The organism is Gordonia sp. Z-3 (assembly GCF_036233855.1).
Taxonomy (GTDB): domain Bacteria; phylum Actinomycetota; class Actinomycetes; order Mycobacteriales; family Mycobacteriaceae; genus Gordonia; species Gordonia tangerina.
The window spans coordinates 172,075-189,580 of record NZ_JAZARS010000006.1 but is presented as its reverse complement, the minus strand read 5'-3'; the positions used below and the strand labels follow the sequence as shown (position 1 = coordinate 189,580).

The following is a 17,506-nucleotide window of genomic DNA, read 5'->3' as shown; positions in this document are numbered from 1 at the left end:
GTCAGCCTCCCACGTTCTGCAGGACGCTGCAGGCCCCGCACGCGGCACAGCCGGCACGTTGCTCCGAGCCGGTCATCCCGATCCACTGCAGGTGCGCGGCGACCTCGCGACTGATCTTCTCGACGATGGCCGGGTCGGGCCCGGCAGCATGGTCCACGTCGACCGCGAGGGTGCCTGCGTGCGGCCGGAACGGCACGATGAACGGGTAGACGCCGGTGTCGGCGAGTTCTTTGGCGCCGGCGATCATCTCGTCGGGGTTCTCGCCCAGACCAACAAGCAGGTACGTGGACACCTGGTTGCGGCCGAACACCCGCACCGCCTCGGCCCAAGCGGCGCGGTAATCGTCCAGGGGCACCGTCGCCTTGCCGGGCATCCAGCGTCGGCGTACGTCGTCGTCGAGGGATTCGACGTGGATGCCGATCGCGCCGGCGCCGGCGTCCCGGAGGTCGGTGATGGTGCCGAGGTCGGCGGGCGGTTCACACTGCACCTGGATGGGGAGATCCGGCACGGCCGCCTTCACCGCCCGCACGCAGCGGGCGAGATGCTTGGCGCCGCGGTCCTTACCGTTCGACGTCCCGGTGGTCATCACCATCTGGGTGATCCCGTCGAGTTCGACGGCGGCGCGGGCGACGTCGGCGAGCTGCTCGGGTTTCTTCACCGCCACTGTCGCCCCGGACCGCAGCGATTCCTCGATGGAGCAGAAGCGGCAGCGCTGGTCTTCGGCGTAGCGGATGCAGGTCTGTACCACGGTCGTGGCCAGCACGTCGGCGCCGTGCAGTTTGGCGATCTGCTCATACGGCACCCCGTCGTCGGTGGTGAGATCGTAGAATCGGGGCCGCCCGATCGTCGCCACCTCGACACCCGCGTCGACACCGTCGAATAGAACGCGGTCGCCGTCGAAGATGAATGGACTATTCGGGTTTCGTGGTATCGCGGCATTGAGGCCATCGATCAGCAAGTGACCGTCGTCGGACGGTCCGGCGCCGCCGGTGCGATTGACCGGCGGGGTGCCGCGGATACCGAGCAGGGCGAGGTCGACTCGGGTGGACACGGTCATGCGGGTACTCCGTTCACGTGCAGGGTCGCCAGTTCCGGGCTGCAGCCGGTCAGCGACCGCCGGCGGATCTTGCCCGCGTCGTTGCGGAGTGGTCGATGGGCCAGACTTGTGCGGTCAGGTAGGTGAGAGATCGGTTGGCGTGCCATCGGATAGCCTGCCTACCGGACAGCGGCAAGGCGCGGAGCAGTGGCGCGCAGGCCGTCGATGATGGTGTCGGCGACATGTCGGGCGTCGCGGTCGATGCCCAGAAACCGGCCCGAACCCCAGGTGTGCATCCACGGCAGACCGATGAAGCTCAGACCGGGCACCTGGGTGACGCCGCGGGTCTGCATGGGCCGACCGCCGCCGTCGAACGCGCTGACCTCGATCCACCGGTAGTCGGGTCGAAACCCGATGGCCCACACGATGCTGGTGATGCCGGCATCGGTGAGGTCGAGCTCGGTGGGATCGGCCTCGGGTGTCCACACCGGTTCGTAGCGAGTCGGTGGTGGGGCGTCGATGCCGGCCGCATCGATGTGGCGGTCGATGTCGGCGCAGATGGAGTTGTAGACGGAATCGGCCTTGTCCAGGGCTGTGGTCAGAGTCGGGGCGAACCGCAGCGCTGTGTCCTTGCCGTCGGTCAGGGTGCCGTAAAGCTGCATGCCCTCGGCGGCGAACTGGCGCAGATCCACATCCCGGCCACCGTCGCGGCCGGTCACATAGTGGTTCGTTTTCTCCTGCGCGGCTTTGCCTCCCGGATACTCTTGGGCGGGTGTGTCGTAGAGTCCCATGTCGGCGAGCCAGGTCATGCAGTCGCGGCCCCGGTAGAAGCGGGCCACGCGCGGCGCGTTGCCGATGGCCAGGTGTACCTGCCGGCCGGCCAGGTGCAGGTCTTCGGCGATCTGCGCCCCGGACTGGCCGGAGCCGACGACGAGCACCGCACCGTCGGGGAGCTGCTCGGAATTGAAGTACTGCTCGGAGTGGATCTGGGTGATCGACTGGTCGAGTGACGACGCGTAGGGCGGGATGACCGGCAGTGGGTAGCCGCCGGTGGCGATCACCACCTGGTCACAGGTCACCAGTTCCACACCGTCGGAGCCGGCCAGGGTGAGTTCGAAGCCGCTATGGCCGGGCCGGCGCAGCCGGGTGACCCTGGTGTGGGTGCGTACCGGCGGATCGAAGGTGTCGAGCCAGCCCGCGAGCCAATCGACCACCTCGTCGCGGGTCATGAAGCCGTCCGGGTCAGGGCCGTCGTAGGTGTAGCCGGGTAGTCGGCAATGCCAGTTGGGGGTGACGAGAGTGAAGTTGTCCCAGCGTGAGTCGGCCCAGGCGTGGGTGGGGGTCTCTGCTTCGACGACAAGGTGGTCGATGCCGGCGTTACCGAGGTACCAGCTGACCGAGAGTCCGGCCTGGCCGGCGCCGATGATCACGACGGGGTGATGAGCGGGAGCGCTCATGATGTCTCCAGTGGAATGGGCAGGGGCGGGTACATGCGGACGACTTCGACGGAGGCGTCTGGTTCGTGGTGTTGCGCGGTTCGGATGATGTCGTCGGCGGAGGCGGCGGCCGACGTACAGGCGAAACCGAACTTCGCCCGCACCCGCTCGGCGGCCTCACCGAGTGCCGTGGTGGCGCGGCTGGTGAACTCGTCGACCGTATAGTGTTGCCCGACGACAAGGTGGTCGTGCATCACCAGGCTCGGTGAATAGCATTCCTGCACTTGACCGTCGGGCCAGCGGACGGTGAACGTCATCTCAGGCATGCGACAGATCCCGCCATGGTGCTGTTCCGGTCGCGTCGAGTTCGGTGAGCACGCCGTAGGCGTCGGGCCGACGATCTCGCAGGTGGAACATGCCGCCACGCATGGCGGTGAAGGTGCCGGCGATGTCGACGTCGGCGACAGCCATGCCGCTGCCGAGCAAGGTGGTGTCGAGAATGTTGCCGCCGGGGTCGACGATCTTCGCGTTGCCGACGTAGCGCAGCGAACCGAAGGTGCCGGATTGGTTGGACGCGATCCAGAACACCTGGTTGTCGAGGGCGCGGGCCGTGTCGAACAGGTTGAACCGATAGGTCCACCGGTCGTCCTGCAGGTTCTCGGCGGTGGCCGTGCGGGCGGCCGGCCACGCCGACAGGCTCGCGATGATCTCGGCACCATTCAGTGCCATCACCCGGGCGGCTTCGGGAAACGCTTTGTCGTAACAGATCTGGAGTCCGACCCGTCCGACCGGGGTGTCGAACACGCCGTAGTCGGTGCCCGACGAATACGACATGTTCTCGCCCAGCGGCTGGTGCACCTTGCGATAGCTGCCGTAGATCTGCGAGCCGTCGAGCACAGCCGCCGCGTTGTAGCGGGTCTCCCCGTCGTCGGCGATCTCGCAGAAGCCGATGGCGATCACCATGTCACCGATGATCGATTGCACGCGTTGAATTTCCGGCCCATCCAGGCTGATCGCCGGCGGCAGCGACCGATTGGCGTTCTTGACGGTGTCACCGTGATTGCCGAGTGACGAGAGGTAGCCGCCGATGGCCGCTTCGGGGAAGACCAGGAAGTCGACGCCCCGCTCGCGGGCCTGCACCACGTAGTCGGCGATGGTTGCGTAGTTTTGTTCGAGGTCGCGGGTGAAATTGGCCGCGACCGCGGCGATGGTGGTCATGAGGTTTGCCTCGGGCTCGGTCACACCATGTAGGTGGAGTTGATGATCGCGCCCTTGCGCGCGTAGTGGATGATCGCGTCCTGGACGTCGAGCGGGTGGGCGGGGATCACACCTTCGATGAGATCCTCCTCGCGGCCGCCGTGCAGGGCCAGGCCGAAGCGGCAGCAGAACACGGTGCCACCCTCGGAGATGAAGGTCGCCAGCGAGTCGTTGATGTTCTGCTCACCGGGGAAGCCGGAATCGCCGGTCTTCGGGAAGCCGCGGGTGGCAAGGCAATTGATGGCGCCCGGGCCGTAGAAGTAGATGGCCGATTCGAAGCCCTTGCGCAGTGCGCGGGTGGCCTGCAGAACCGCGACGAACGACACCGACGATTCATGGGCGATGCCGTGCACGAGGGTGAAGTAGGTTTCGCCGTCCTCGGCCTGGTAGTCGGGGAAGATCTTGGTGCCGCCGTAGATGTTGGAACCCTTCGGCAGCGAGGGGTGCGGGATCTCACCGAGCGACGTGGCGATGTTCTCGGTGATGGTCTCGTCGAAAGTAGGCACGGAGTCTCCTAGAATGAGGCGCGACGGTTCACGGCCGTCGACCCGGGTTGCGGAAGTCGAGGCGACGCTGCCTCACAAGAGGATTCGATCCGAAGATCTGGGGTGTGTGGCCGTCGGGCGGCTACAACATTCAGTTCACGCCCGATCTATTGCGTGGTGGTTACCGGGAGAATAATTGCGACGCGGGTTTCGTTAACATGGGCTTCGCTCCGGTGGTCGAGTAGCCCGAGGCGCTAGCCGAGGGTGTATCGAGACCCTCGTTCCGTGACTGCTTCACGACGGGCCCGTGGAACCACAACAGCGTGGCCCGAGTCGATTCGACCCGGGCCACGTTGTGTCTTCGTTGTCAGCGCAGGGCCGCAGCCTCCCGGTCAGCAGCGCGCTGGAACTCGAGGTCGTCCGACGCACACGCCAGGCAGATCGGTCGATGGCCCGCCGACGGATCACGATCCATCTCGTATGCGATGTAACTGTCCTCGCACCGGTGGCACTCCACTCGGGCCTCCCACATGTCATCGACCTCGTCGCGCGGATCGTGCGGGCGGTCCATGGTGAACCAACCATCGCGCCGGAAGGCCAGGGCGGCGCAGTAGATGGCGCCGGCAATCAGGAACGACACCGGCGGGGCCCACACCGCACCGCCCGGCCCGCCCGCCGCGACCATCACGATGCCGACGATCGATGCGACGCCCCACGCACCGACGCCTGCCGGATTGATGGCCGGCACCCGTCCCGGCCGGAACTCGAGCGAATCCGCCGGCAGCTTGCTCACACGCATCCACCCGATGTGCGCCAGCGCGATGGCCACCCATCCGACGATGAGCACACCCTGGTACTGCAGCGACGTGGTGATCCAGGACAGCACATCGGTGAGCATCATCAGATAGACGAGGACGGCCACCACCGCGACCCAGAAGGTCCGGGGCATCGAGAACTTGAGGGTGCGTGCGAAGAAGTTCTGGAAGTTGGTGGACGACAAGTAGAAATTGCCGCTGTTCACCCGCGTCTGGCTGACGAAGACCCACAGCAGACCCCAGAAGCCCATCATGGCGACGATGCCGAGGATCGCCGACTCCTCCGACAAGGCACCTGAGATCGAGATGGTCTGCGCGAGGAACATGCCGACGGCCGCGTTGATCAGCAGCGTGACCACGTAGAACGGCGTCCCGAAGCTGACCTGAGCGTTGAACGTCGCGTCGGCCGGACGTCCGAACCGGGCATAGTCCCAGGCCATCATCGTCACGACCCACACACCCATGTAGATGACGAAGGCGTACCACCATCCCGGAACACCCAGGTCGGCCGCCGACTCCGGCGCATGTGTCAGCCAGTCGTTGCTGTATCCGTACTCAGCGATCGCCCATACAACCGACCCGATCAGTCCGACGATGTAGAGCGGGAGCAGATATCCGTTGAGTTTGTCGAGCCAGGTGGTGACGCCGCGCCAGGCCAGCGGCGCCTGATAGAGCACCACCACCAACGACCAGAACGCCATCGGCAGGGTGCCGAAGTAGGCGTGTAGCGCCGACGCGACGATCGATCCCTCGGCGACCACGTAGTAGGCGATCGTGATGCCGAACAGTGCTGCCGCGAAAGCAGAACCGGCGCGGCCGAACAGCACGCGAGAGAACTGTGAGACGCTCGTGCCGGTTTCGTTCGCGAACTTGGCGGCGATGGAGTTGATCACGCCGTAGGCGATCACCGACAGGCCGATGCCGATCAGTGAATCGATGGTACCGACAGTCAGCGCGACGGTTGCGCCGACGACGACAAAGAACATCGCGCTCATCAGGCCGAACCAGGCCATCGACACCGATGTCCGCGATGTCCGCCATGAGCGTGGGACGATGTGCAGGGAGTAGTCTTCCGCTGCTGCGCGGGCGAGCACGTGCGGGTCGTCGGTGAATGTGACGTCGAGTGGGGGTATCCCGCTCGTCTGATTGGACTGCGCTGCAGTGGTCATGGTGATCTTTCTGTGGTCTCGGGTGGATACCCAAACGGCGGGCCGATGGCGTCAGTGCCACGACCCGCCGTTGGGTGGTGTTCGATGGTGCTCGGGTGGGGTTCAGACCGCGGCCACTTCCGACACGGTCAGCGTGCCAGGAACGAAGTCGATGGTCGGGTCGTCGGTCCAGTGAACGATGGTGCGGCGCTGGAGCATTGCACGGAACTGCTCGGTGGTATCGGTCAGTACTTCCCCGCTACCCCAGTCCAGGATGACACCGTACTGTCGGACGCAATCCATCTCGTTGACCAGTCCGGACTTGTACTCCTCGGCCACAGCGTGCGGATCGCGTTGCATCCAGTCATGCCGGTTGTCGCGGATGTACTGTCGCGCGCGGACGGTGGCCTCGCCGTCGATCTCGTACTCGCACACCTCGGGGTCGATCTCCTTGATCACGACGCCGTAATCCTTCTCGGCCCGACCGATGGTCACGTACCCGTCGATCACGTCCTCGAGTACCGACTCGACGTCACGTTGCAACGGGTCGCCGAGACCACCGCCGCCCGCCGACGGCCGGGTGAACTCGTCACCGGACTTGATCGGGACAGCAGCGAAGATGGAACCGAGGTACTGCTCGTCGTCGGTGCCCTTGTTGAGCCACACGCCATGCGGGATCGAGGGCAGACCGCCCCACAGTCCCCAGGTCACCGAACGTTCGCGATCACAGCAGTAGGACATGACGGTGTTGTCACTGGCCCACAACTTACCGCCCTTCTCGGCACCAAGGCCGCCGCGGGTCTTACCCGGGCCACCGGAGTCGGGCACCAGGTCGTGACAGGTCGTGAGCACCGGCGCCAGTCGTTCCTGGCCTTCGAAAGGCTGTGTGCCGTACTGCACTCCGAAGATCGGTGCGGAAGCATTGTAGCCGTTGGCACCATTGCGGGCACCCCAGCCGCCCATCATCCAGTCGTACCACATGAAGTTCGGGCTGCCCTCGAGCCGCTGATCCTTGCCGCCGACCAGGAGGTACTCCAGATTGAAAGCGCATGCCATCGCGCGTTCAGGTTGGATGTCCGACCAGATCTCGAACACCGAGTTCATGATCTTCTCGAAAGGCCCGGAACAGAATCCGGCACACGGCCGTGGCCATTCCGCGTTCACTACAGTCCCGATCGGACCCAGGTCGGCAGTGACCACCCGGTAGAAGCCCGAGTTCAGCGGAATGTCGGGAAACTGCATCTTGGTGCCCGCGACGATCCCGGCGAACGATCCGCCGAAGCCGGCGTTGAGCATCGACGAAATGGACGCGTGCGAATCGCTCAGGTCGTAGTGCACGGTGTCGCCGTCGATGGTCATGCGCATCGTGATCGGGATCAGTCCCTCGCCGAGCGCCGGGTCCTGATCGATGTAATCCTCGGTGTACCAGACTCCATCGGGAAGCTCGGCGATCTTCGCGCGGGTGAGATCTTCGACGTAGTCCTGCACCTCGGCCATCGCGGTCTTGATGGTCTCGACGCCGTACTTGTCGCACAGGCGTTGGATCTCGCGTTCGGCAACGCGCGTGGACTCCGCCTGTGCCTGCATGTCGCCGATGATGTCGCGCGGGTTGCGGGTGTTCTTCGCGATCAGATAGGCGACGTCCTCGAGGAACTCGTCCTTGCTCCACAGGCGGGTGGGCGGAATCCGCAGCCCCTCCCCCATGTGGTCGAGCGCCTTCACGTTGAACGATCCCGGTGTTGCGCCGCCGACGTCAGCCCAGTGCCCGTTGGCCTGGGCGTAGCCGAGCAGTTCACCCTCGTAGTAGATGGGACGAATGATCCGGGTGTCGTTGAAGTGGCTGCCCCCCTCGTAGACGTCGTTGATGACAAAGACGTCGCCGGGGTGAATGTCACCCTCGAACTGCCGGATGACGGCCTTCGCCGTGTAGTGCAGAGTGCCGACGTGGGCGGCGATGTCGCCGGTGCCCTGCATCACGGTGTTGCCCTCGGTGTCGCAGAGCGCCGACGAGAAGTCACGTGAGTAGATGACGAACGAGTAGCAGGTCCGCAGGATCTGTTCGGCCATCTGGTCGACGGTGTTGATGAACGCGTTCTTCAGGACCTCGAAGGTCACTGGGTCCAATGATGTTGCCATGGTGGTTACCTCGTGTCTGTCAGGGTCGGGGGGGCGGTCACTGGGCGGTGGTCAGGATGAGGTTTCCCCACTCGTCGACCGTCGCGGTGGTGTGCGGCGGAACCACGGTGGTGGAGTCGAGTTGGTCGACAATGCACGGACCGGATATCACCGCGCCGGCCGGCAGCGTCGACCGGTCGTAGACGGGGGTCTGCACACGGGCGATCTCGTCGGGGAACAGCACGTCGCGGACCTCGACCGGCTCGGGGGAGAACCCGGCGGGATCGATGAGGGTGGCGGGCACTACATCGGCGCGGGGTGTCAGGCCGATGGCGCGCACCGAGATCCGGTAGATCTCCACTCCGGTGTCCTCGGCGGAGAAGTTGTGCTCCTTGAGATGGGTGGCGTGGAAGGTCGCCACCACGTCATCGAGGTTCGTCAGCGGCATCGTCACCGGCACCGCAATTGCCCGCCACTGACCCAGGTAACGCATGTCCAGGTAGTACTCGAACGCCATGTCCTCGGCGGTGACATGTTCGGCCTCGAGGCGGGCGCGGCCCTCCTCCTGCAGTTCCTTGAATGAATCGGCGAGGTGCGCGAGGTCGGCCTCGGCAGTATCAGCCAGGTACATCTTGGTGATGTCGTGCTGGATGTCGACGAGCATGCAACCCATCGCCGAGGTGACCCCGGGGTGCGGTGGGATGATGACAGTCGGGATACCGAGGTCCTTGCCCAAGTACGCCGCGTGCAGCGGACCGGCACCGCCGAACCCGACCAGGGCGAAGTCGCGCGGATCATGACCCTTGCGGATCGAGATCAGTCGGATCGCGTCGGCCATGTTCGCATTGGCTACCTTGATGATCGACTGCGCAGCCGTCTCGACATCGAGACCCAGTGGTTCCGCCACCTTTTCGATCGCGGCGTGTGCGCGTGTCTCATCGAGTTCCTTGACCCCGCCGGCCAGCTTCTTGCCGACCGTGCCGAGCACCAGGTTCGCGTCGGTGTTGGTGGCCAGCTCCGAGGCCCCATAGCAAGCGGGTCCGGGTTCCGAACCCGCTGACTGCGGACCGTTGCGCAACGACCCGGCGTCGTCGAGCCAGGCGATGGATCCGCCACCGGCACCGATGGTCAGCACCTCGATGCTGGGGAAACAGATGGGGTATCCGAACTCGACGCTCCATGTATTGGTGGTGCCCAAGACACCGTTGTCGGTAAGCGAGACGTCCGTGGAGGTGCCCCCCATGTCGAATCCGATGGAGTTCTCGTAGCCACACTGCCGAGCGATGTGCCTGCTGGCGATCGCACCGGCGGCGATGCCGGAGGCGGCCAGTCGCGCACCATACTTTTCAGCCATCGACGGGGTCATCACGCCACCCCCCGAGTGAAGTAGCAGCACGTCGTTGTCGTAGCCGTTCTCGGCGAGCCGGCCCTCGAGCGTACGCGCGTAGGGTCCGATGATCGGGACGAGCGCCGCGTTGGCCACGGTGGTGGAAAATCGTTCGTACTCAAAGATTTCCGGAAGCACGTCACTCGACGTGGTGATGGCCACCCCGGGCAGTTCCTCCGACAGGATCTCCGCCATCCGCACCTCGTGTGCCGGATTCGTGAACGAGTTGATGAAACACACTGCGACGGTTTCGATCTCACGCCGACGAAGGACTCGGGCCACCTCGCGAGCGCCGGCTTCATCCAGCGGTTCCAGCACGGTGCCGTCGTAGCCGATGCGTTCGGAGACGGTGAGCCGATGACGTCGGGGAACGAAGGGCGGCGCCACCTCCTGATAGGGGTCCCAGGACTCGCGGTCACCACGACGGATCTCGATGACGTCCCGGAAGCCTTCGGTGGTAACCAACGCGATCTTGGGGAACTTGCGGGTGATCAGCGCGTTGGTGGCGATCGTCGTCCCGTGCGAGAAGAACTCAACGTCCTGCCAGCTGACGCCGGCCTGGTGCATGCCGGCCAGCACACCCTCGATGGGGTTACTCTGCGTCGGGTACTTGGCTGTGACGATCTCACCGTCGCCGCGCTGGATGAACACGTCGGTGAACGTGCCGCCGATGTCGACGGCGGTCCGGACCTTGTCCGGCCGACTGATGGCTTCGGTCATGTCGTCTTCCTCAGGCTTCACTCGAAGTTGTGTGGACGAGACATACGAAACCGCGGTTCTGATCGCCGAACAATTGGCTCATCAACCAATGGCGGACCGTCATCGGCTGGATGTTGCAACACTCTCGAAGGACGAGTACGGCATCTACCAGCGCCGATATGTATCGGCCGCGAAGTAACGTCCGCGTTTCGGACATCGTGCCGAAACGCACTGTCACGTAACCGAAACAGTCCGCCGACAGCCGCGGTGGACGATTCGGGTGGCTGCGCGCGGCATGTCGACCGATAATCGAGCAGGGCACTCGGACGCTTCACGGCGAAAGGAACCACATGGCCACGGTGGGCGAACTCGTCGACCGCGGCGGTCTCCTCACGCTCACCCCGGCCCCTGCAGAACGCGCGCGCCGCGCAGATGTCACCGCCCTGTACGAGGTGACTTCGACCCCGGTAACGCCTACACCGGGTTGTATCGTCTATGTGCCGACGGCGGCCTGGGCCTTTGTGGTCGACCTGGAGAAGCTCCCCGGAATGCTGCGCGCCAAGGGCACAGTCGCGGTCATAGTCGACACCGACGATGCACGCCTGTCGGCGGAGTTCGTGGCTGCGTGCGTCGCACAGTCACTACCGATCTACATGTTGACGCGCTCGGCGTCGGTGTCCGACCTGCGCGCGCTACTCGCGCCGGCCCAGCCGGCGAGTGCCCCGGGCCGCCCGCACGAACTGATGCAGCCCATTGTCGACGACATCATCGCCTTCGCCCAGACCACGGGAACAACAGTGTGGCTGGTGCTCGACGGTTGCGTACTGACCAACGCGGAGGCCGTGGACTTCGAGCTGCTGGCGAAGACGCTGGCGCTCGTACCGACTCCCTTAGAAGCGATCTCGAGCAAGAGCCCGGCACTGCAACTCACCCTCCCACGGACGTCCGCGACGCTCGCCATCGTCAACCATTCTCGACGGCCGATGGACAGTGGGCGGATTCGGGAGTTCGTTCACCAACTCGACGCCTCGGTCCACGCTGTCACGATGCAACGTGCGACTCGGCGTGACCTCGAACGTGCACTGATCCGTGAGTTGATCGCGACGCAGGTCCCCTCCGCGGCCCTCGACCCGTGGGTGGCCTCGTTCGGGTTGGTACCAGGGGATCGAGTGCGCGCGGTAGCTGCAACCATCGAATCGACCGAACAGTACGCCGATGGCATCGTGTCGGCCCTGCAAGATTTGGGCCTGGTCGCCGGCAGCTCATCCGTGGCCGCTGCTCATGGACAGACCGCCTACGCACTGATCAAGACAGGCGCCTCTGAGCTGCAGAACCCGTTGGAGAACAGAGTGTTCGACGACCGTCTGACCGAGATGGTCGAGTTGTTGGCACGCCGCGGCGGCGTCCGGCCGGCTGTCGGGGTGAGTTCCTACGTCATCCGTAGCAGCGACGACCTCATGCGCGGACTGATCAACGCGCGTCAACTTGCCGAACGACAGTCCCGATCTGTCGCACAGGAGGTACCGCAGATCGCGCTTCCGGTACCGCTGGCGGCAACACTGCTCGGTTCCGACGCACGATTGGCCGAGGTTCTTCAGCGGTCGCTGCTGACGCCGATCATCGACTACGACGCAGAGAAGGGCACCACTCTCATCGAGACGCTACGCACCTTCTTCGCGCTCGACGGGCACTGGGGGGCAACAGCCAATGAACTCGGAATCCACAGCAACACCCTGCGATACCGGCTGTCCCGGGTGGAGCGACTGACCGGACGAGGGTTTCAATCGACCGCTGATCGGTGCGACTACTATCTCGCGTTGTGCGTGAGCGAGTCACCCGGAGGCGATGAGTGGCCGACTCCCTGACCACCAGGGTTCCGGCGCGCGTGGCGAGAACTCGCCGATCACCTGATAGCGACCGCCGGCCGCGCGACCGACGTATGCCGGATGGGAACTGTAATGATTGGCCCGAAAGTAGAACGGCAAGCCTTCCGGGTTGTGATCGAATCGGACGCCGATCAGTGCGCGAGACAAGTCGGCGACGTCCAGCGAGGGAGTCTGCTCGGCAGCCAGCGCCAGCGCGTGCACAGCGTTGTACGCGCCGACTTGCGCGGCGTGGCTCCACTGCTGTCCGCGCACCTCAGCGAGTGCGTTGCGGTACTCGCGGTTGACCTGTGTGTCCAGATCCGAGAAGTAGGTGGCGACCATGAAGTGACCGTCGCCCACGGTTGCGGGCATCTGTGCGAGGTCGACCTCTGTCGTCACCGTCGCGGCGATCGGTAATGTCTGCGGACCGAACCCTGCTGCGTGGTACTGGGTGTAGAAGGCCGCCGTGGAGTCCAAGCCGACGAGGTTGCTGATGATGGCCGCCGGTGCGGTGCGGGCGATGTCCTCGAGAACCGCTTCGAATCGCGTCTCACCCAGAGGCGCGTACCAACTGCCGACGATCTCGATGTCGAGTTGGACGCCGAGCCTGCGAATCGCCTCCGCGAGGACCCTCGGATAGATGTAGTCGGAGCCCACCACGTAGACCCGTCGCCCGAGATTCTCGGCGATCCATGTCAGATAGTCGGCGATGTACTGATTCGGTGTGGCGCCACAATAGAAGACTCGCGGGTCGGTCTCCTCACCTTCAAAGTAAGTGGGGTACATCAGCAGTGAACGGTTAGCATGCACTGCCGGAATGAGCGCGAGCCTGGTCGCAGAGGTGTATCCACCGACGATCACGTCGACATTCTCGGTGCGGCAGAGGTGATCGACGCCTCGGGCGGTCGACGACACTTCCGACCGGTCGTCGTATACCGCGACTTCGAGTTCGGAGCCGCCAACGCCTCCGGCGGCATTGATCTCATGCACCGCGAGCATCGCGCCGTCGAGGATGGACTGCTCCATCGGCGCCTGCGCGCCGCTCAGGGAATAGAGAAATCCGAGCTTCACAGCCGCTCCTTCCCCAGACGCCGCAGCACATATGTCGACAACTATGCCACTGGTGGACGCTCGGCGCGGCTCACGGAGTGAGAGTAGAGCAGACGCGCCTGACCGTGGTCTCGATACGCTCCTCGCCTAGCGGCTCGAACTACTCGACCACCGAATGGGTGGCTTCAACTACTCGACCACCGAATGGGTGGCTCGAACTACTCGACCACCGAGATTCGCGCGGCTCGAAACTACTCGACCACTGGCTGGGCGGCGACGGCGGCAACCCCGCCGTGGTGTCCACGACGGGGTTGCGGGGGAGGGCGAAGCCCGAGCTATCGGCGGAGGTAGGTCACTGCCAGATCCAGAGCCAGCGACGGGTGCGCTGGTCCCAGTGACGCACGCGACGGCGGCGGCGGGCGGGGGTCTGCGGGGCCTTGTTCTTGTTGGTGGTCTTATGCGGAGTGGGCATCGTCGGCCTTTCTCGTCGGTGTGCGATCCGGGGTGGATCTCGTTGACACCATTGAGAATGCGGGCCAGGGCTGGTGAAACCTTCGACGCCCGCTGGGAGGTTGCTGGCGATGGCCGATCAGACGGTGACCGGTATCTGCTCGGCGGGGAGGTCGTCGCCGAGCAGCCGACCTCCGTCGGGTTCGGCGCGCAGAAAACGTCGCTTCTCCCGCCATCCGGACACCAGGCGTTGCTGCTGGAAACGTAGATCCGAAACCACCTCGCGGGTCGGCACCCCCGGCCTACGCACTGCCTTGACCACGGCACTGGCCATCGTCGACGGCGACATCATGGCCGCCGGCGGCTGCACACGGTTGTAGATGTCGCTGAGCACGGCGGCGTAGTCGGGCTGTCGCTGCGCTCGCCGGTACAGCTCGTACTCCAGCGGCGACGGCGGCAGTCCCGAGGCCAGGAAGTTGGTCCACTGGAACACGTCGATGCAGTCGCGGTCACGTTGCGCCGCCCACCCGGCGGTCGCGCGGTCGAGCTCCGCCGCATCCACACCGGTTCGTGCACCGAGCACCGGCGCGATCGCCTCACCCAGAAGGCGGCCGTAGCGCAGTCCGTCACGGATGCCCTGTGCGGTCACCGGGTCCTTGAAGTGGCCGGCGTCGCCGGGCAACGCCCAGCCAGGACCGCTCGAGCGGCGGAAGTAGGACTCGATCCCGACGCCGGCCCGAACCCGCGAGGTCAGTTCACACCCGGACAGCCTGGCCGCCAGCCCCGGCAACGCCGCCACTCCCTCCAGATAGGCGTCATGGGCCTTGCGTCCCCGGAACTGCGGGATCATGTCCACCGGCGGTTGCAGCAGGCACAGCAGATCGCCACCGTCGCAGGGGAACGCGGTTCCCAGCAGCCGATCGACTCGCCATTGGGATGCGATGTGGCGCAGGTCGTCACGGTCGTCGGACCAGTACGCGTAGTAGCAGGCGCGTCCGCTGGGCGCGAGAAGTGTCGGCGTCTGCGCTCCGACCTGACGGGCGACGAAACTCTTGCGTCCGTCCGCGCCGATCACGATGGGCGCGTGGATCTCGTGAGTTGTGTCATCGTCGTCGGTGTAACTCAGGCCTGCCACCCGCCCGTCGACCCGAATGAGTTCGGTGGCCGTGCACTGCTCACGGATATCGGCGCCCGCGTCCCTGGCCGTCTGGAGGAGGACGTGGTCGAGGTGGGTGCGCCTCAAACACATTGCGTAGTCGATGCCGGCGACCGGCGAGTATGTGGTGCGCCAGCCGATATCGTCGAGGATGGCCTCGGCCATCGGCATCCTGGGCGCACCGATCGCCTCGACCGCCGGGAGCGCGCCCAGCGTCTGGATCTCGGCCATGGTGGTCGGCCACAACAGATGGGTGGACAGGGTGTCCGACGGGAATCGCGCGGAATCGATCGCGAGGACCCGCAATCCCCGTTCGGCCAGCGTGATCGCGGTGGCCGATCCGGCGATGCGGGCCCCGACGATCACCGCGTCGAACTGTTCGACGGTTGAGCTCATGACCTCGCTCCTCCCGGCCGGCCCCCGACATGCAGTCCGACACAGTGTCAGGCTGACGTTATGCCTGCACAACCCGGGTGTCAAGGGTGGCGTAGCATCAGGCGCATGGGGTCGGTGACGCGGGCGCACACGGGGCAGACGCTGCAGCGTCGGGCCGAGGTCACCGATCGGGTGCTCGGCGCCGTGGAAGATCTGCTCGGCGCCGGAGAACGCTTCACCGAGCTACCGGTGCAACGGATCGCCGAGCGATCGGGCATGTCGCGCACCAACTTCTATCAATACTTCCCGAACAAGAGTCAGGTGTTGATCGAGGTCGCGGAGATCGCGTCGAAGGAATTCTTTGCGGCCCCGACGTCGTGGTTCGCTGACGACGCCTCGCTCGATGCCGGGGTGGCCGGGGTGCAGCGGGCCATCGCCGAGATGTTCGCGGAGTTCCGCAAGCACTGGCCGTTGATGCGCGCGCTGGGCGAGGCCGCCGCCTACGACACCGAAGTCGCCGAGTTCTGGTTCGGACGCACCCACGAGTTCATCGACTTCGCCGCCGATCGGGTGGCGCGCTGGCAGACGCAGGGCCGCGTCGACGCCGTGGTGACCGCCGAGTCGGTGGCAGCGGTGACCTGGATGGTGGAACGCAGCATCGCCCAGCACATCATCTCCGCAGACAGCGACGTCTCCGACGACGATCGGGTGGTCGCCGCGCTGTCCCGCACCATCTGGCTGACCATCACCGCCGGGCCCGACTGACCGCCGATACAGCGGCGGTTACAGCGAGGTCCCGGAACAATAATTGACGCGACGATCCGCTGGCACCGCTGGCGGATACGGCGCTCCCGGCACCTACCGCAGGTGGTCGGTTTCGTTGAGCGACATCACCTGGCGGTAGCCGCCCGGCAGCGCGATCACCCGCGACACCGAAGTGTAGAAGGGTTCGGTGAAGAACATGCGCTCGGCGCCGATGATGTGCGAAAGGTAGGCGTTGATCACCCCGCCGTGACAGACCACAGCGACGGTCCGCTCGTCGTCGACGATCAGAGATTCGATCCCGTCGACAACGCGACTGCGGAAATCGTCGAGGTCGAAGCTGTTGTCTCCCAGGCGACCGGCGTTCATGTCTGTGAGGAGGGTCGCGCGGTCGGTGTAGGTGTGCACGACTCCGTACGTCGTCCACCCGTGATCGAGTTCGACGAGTCGGTCGTCGAAGGAGATCTCATGCGACAGCGCTGCCGCGGTGACCGATGCGGTCTGCGCCGCCCGCCGCATCGGGCTGCTGACCACCGCATCCACCTGGCCGTAGCGTCCGGCGGCCATCGCCTTCGCCAGCAGCTTCGCCTGGTCCTCGCCCTCTGGCATCAGATCGGGGTCGGCCCCCGCCGGATCGGACAGCCGAAACGGTTTGGCGTGACGGATCAGCAGCAGCTCCATGGGTTCAGTTCATCGCATCGTCGACGCCGGCGCGACGTCGGGGGCTTGGTTACCCGTCACCGGCTCGCCGCCGCCACCTTGTCGATCGCGGAGGTCACCGCCTGCCGGAAGGTGTTCACGTCCGGATCGTCGGCGACGGCGCCCGCCGAGCTCACCGTCACTGCGTAATCGCCGACCGACGCCCAGGCCAGCAGGGTGGTGGAGGCAACCTCACGGCCGTTGAAGGTCGACGTACTGGTCTGCTCTACCGCGAACACGTCGTCGACGGCGGTGTCGGAAAGGTCGATGGGGTCGTTGGTGATTCTCGATTCGGCTGCGCCACCTCCGTTGCCGATGGTCGCCGTCACGCTCGCGCATTGTCCGGTGCGCGAGGCGCGGACGTCGTCGAGCGAGCCCCCGCCACCGGGCGTCACCGTCTCGGTGACCGTGGTGGAACCGGAGACGGCCATCAACATCACCATCCCGGAGTCGTCGGCGGTACCGGTCGCCGCACACTCGGCGGGACTGATAGTGGCACCCTTGGCCACATCGAGAACGCTGTTGGCGGCCTGCGCCACCTGCCCGGCCGGGATGGGCATGGTGCGGAATCCGGCCGGAAGCTCGTCGGTGGTCAGCAACAGCGCGTTGACCTCTGCCGACGCCGACTGCTCGGCCGACTCGCCGGTGTCCGGTTGCGAACCCGAATCCCCGCATCCCGTAACACCGATCGCGGCGACCGCCGACACCGATATCGCCGTCACCCGAAATAGTGATGTGCGCACTGATTCCACCCCCTGATCGAACGAACCC

General features: G+C 65.4%; 14 protein-coding genes. 2 read left to right on the top strand and 12 right to left on the bottom strand.

All coding sequences use genetic code 11. The annotated features are described in order from the left end of the window. Position 1: 1 nt before the first annotated feature. The 8 genes from VX037_RS09005 to VX037_RS08970 form a co-directional block, all read right to left on the bottom strand. The gene (locus VX037_RS09005) at positions 2–1,057 is read right to left on the bottom strand and encodes an MSMEG_0568 family radical SAM protein (RefSeq protein WP_328713967.1); all 1,056 of its coding nucleotides are present in this window, start codon (positions 1,055–1,057) and stop codon (positions 2–4) included. Between the two features lie 158 nt (positions 1,058–1,215). Beyond that, on the bottom strand, positions 1,216–2,493 hold the full coding sequence (locus tag VX037_RS09000) for an MSMEG_0569 family flavin-dependent oxidoreductase (RefSeq protein ID WP_328713965.1): 1,278 nt from the start codon (positions 2,491–2,493) through the stop codon (positions 1,216–1,218). Continuing rightward, entirely contained in the window at positions 2,490–2,798 is a 309-nt protein-coding gene (locus tag VX037_RS08995; protein WP_328713963.1) for an MSMEG_0570 family nitrogen starvation response protein, read from the bottom strand. Before VX037_RS08995 ends, VX037_RS09000 begins: the two co-directional genes overlap by 4 nt. Continuing rightward, a complete protein-coding gene (locus VX037_RS08990; RefSeq protein WP_235721518.1) occupies positions 2,791–3,690 on the bottom strand; it encodes a carbon-nitrogen hydrolase family protein in 900 nt (299 codons plus the stop codon). The genes VX037_RS08995 and VX037_RS08990 overlap by 8 nt, the downstream gene beginning before the upstream one ends. A gap of 20 nt (positions 3,691–3,710) precedes the next feature. After that, positions 3,711–4,235 (bottom strand): MSMEG_0572/Sll0783 family nitrogen starvation response protein, encoded by a 525-nt coding sequence (locus VX037_RS08985; RefSeq protein ID WP_328713961.1) that lies wholly within the window; start codon positions 4,233–4,235, stop codon positions 3,711–3,713. 346 nt (positions 4,236–4,581) lie between these two features. Beyond that, positions 4,582–6,198, bottom strand: a complete 1,617-nt coding sequence (locus VX037_RS08980; protein ID WP_328713959.1) for a purine-cytosine permease family protein — start codon at positions 6,196–6,198, stop codon at positions 4,582–4,584. A 102-nt stretch (positions 6,199–6,300) separates the two neighbouring features. Beyond that, the gene (locus VX037_RS08975) at positions 6,301–8,313 is read right to left on the bottom strand and encodes a hydantoinase B/oxoprolinase family protein (RefSeq protein ID WP_328713958.1); all 2,013 of its coding nucleotides are present in this window, start codon (positions 8,311–8,313) and stop codon (positions 6,301–6,303) included. Between the two features lie 37 nt (positions 8,314–8,350). Then, positions 8,351–10,399, bottom strand: a complete 2,049-nt coding sequence (locus VX037_RS08970) for a hydantoinase/oxoprolinase family protein (protein WP_328713957.1) — start codon at positions 10,397–10,399, stop codon at positions 8,351–8,353. Positions 10,400–10,728: 329 nt separating this feature from the next. On the opposite strand from VX037_RS08970, the gene VX037_RS08965 reads away from it, so the two are divergent. After that, positions 10,729–12,243, top strand: a complete 1,515-nt coding sequence (locus tag VX037_RS08965) for a PucR family transcriptional regulator (protein WP_328713955.1) — start codon at positions 10,729–10,731, stop codon at positions 12,241–12,243. Here VX037_RS08965 and VX037_RS08960 read toward each other — a convergent pair. Together VX037_RS08960 and VX037_RS08955 are read right to left on the bottom strand one after the other, a co-directional pair. Further along, the gene (locus VX037_RS08960) at positions 12,211–13,314 is read right to left on the bottom strand and encodes a transporter substrate-binding protein (protein ID WP_328713953.1); all 1,104 of its coding nucleotides are present in this window, start codon (positions 13,312–13,314) and stop codon (positions 12,211–12,213) included. The two genes, VX037_RS08965 and VX037_RS08960, sit on opposite strands and share 33 nt — an antisense overlap. Before the next feature lie 568 nt (positions 13,315–13,882). Further along, a complete protein-coding gene (locus VX037_RS08955; RefSeq protein ID WP_328713951.1) occupies positions 13,883–15,295 on the bottom strand; it encodes an NAD(P)/FAD-dependent oxidoreductase in 1,413 nt (470 codons plus the stop codon). A 105-nt stretch (positions 15,296–15,400) separates the two neighbouring features. Here VX037_RS08955 and VX037_RS08950 point away from each other — a divergent pair, with 105 nt between their 5' ends. After that, a complete protein-coding gene (locus VX037_RS08950; protein ID WP_235721515.1) occupies positions 15,401–16,039 on the top strand; it encodes a TetR/AcrR family transcriptional regulator in 639 nt (212 codons plus the stop codon). Positions 16,040–16,132: 93 nt separating this feature from the next. Here VX037_RS08950 and VX037_RS08945 read toward each other — a convergent pair whose 3' ends face one another. Continuing rightward, positions 16,133–16,717, bottom strand: a complete 585-nt coding sequence (locus tag VX037_RS08945; protein WP_235721514.1) for a histidine phosphatase family protein — start codon at positions 16,715–16,717, stop codon at positions 16,133–16,135. A 56-nt stretch (positions 16,718–16,773) separates the two neighbouring features. Beyond that, a complete protein-coding gene (locus VX037_RS08940; RefSeq protein WP_235721513.1) occupies positions 16,774–17,478 on the bottom strand; it encodes a hypothetical protein in 705 nt (234 codons plus the stop codon). Between the last annotated feature and the right edge of the window lie 28 nt (positions 17,479–17,506).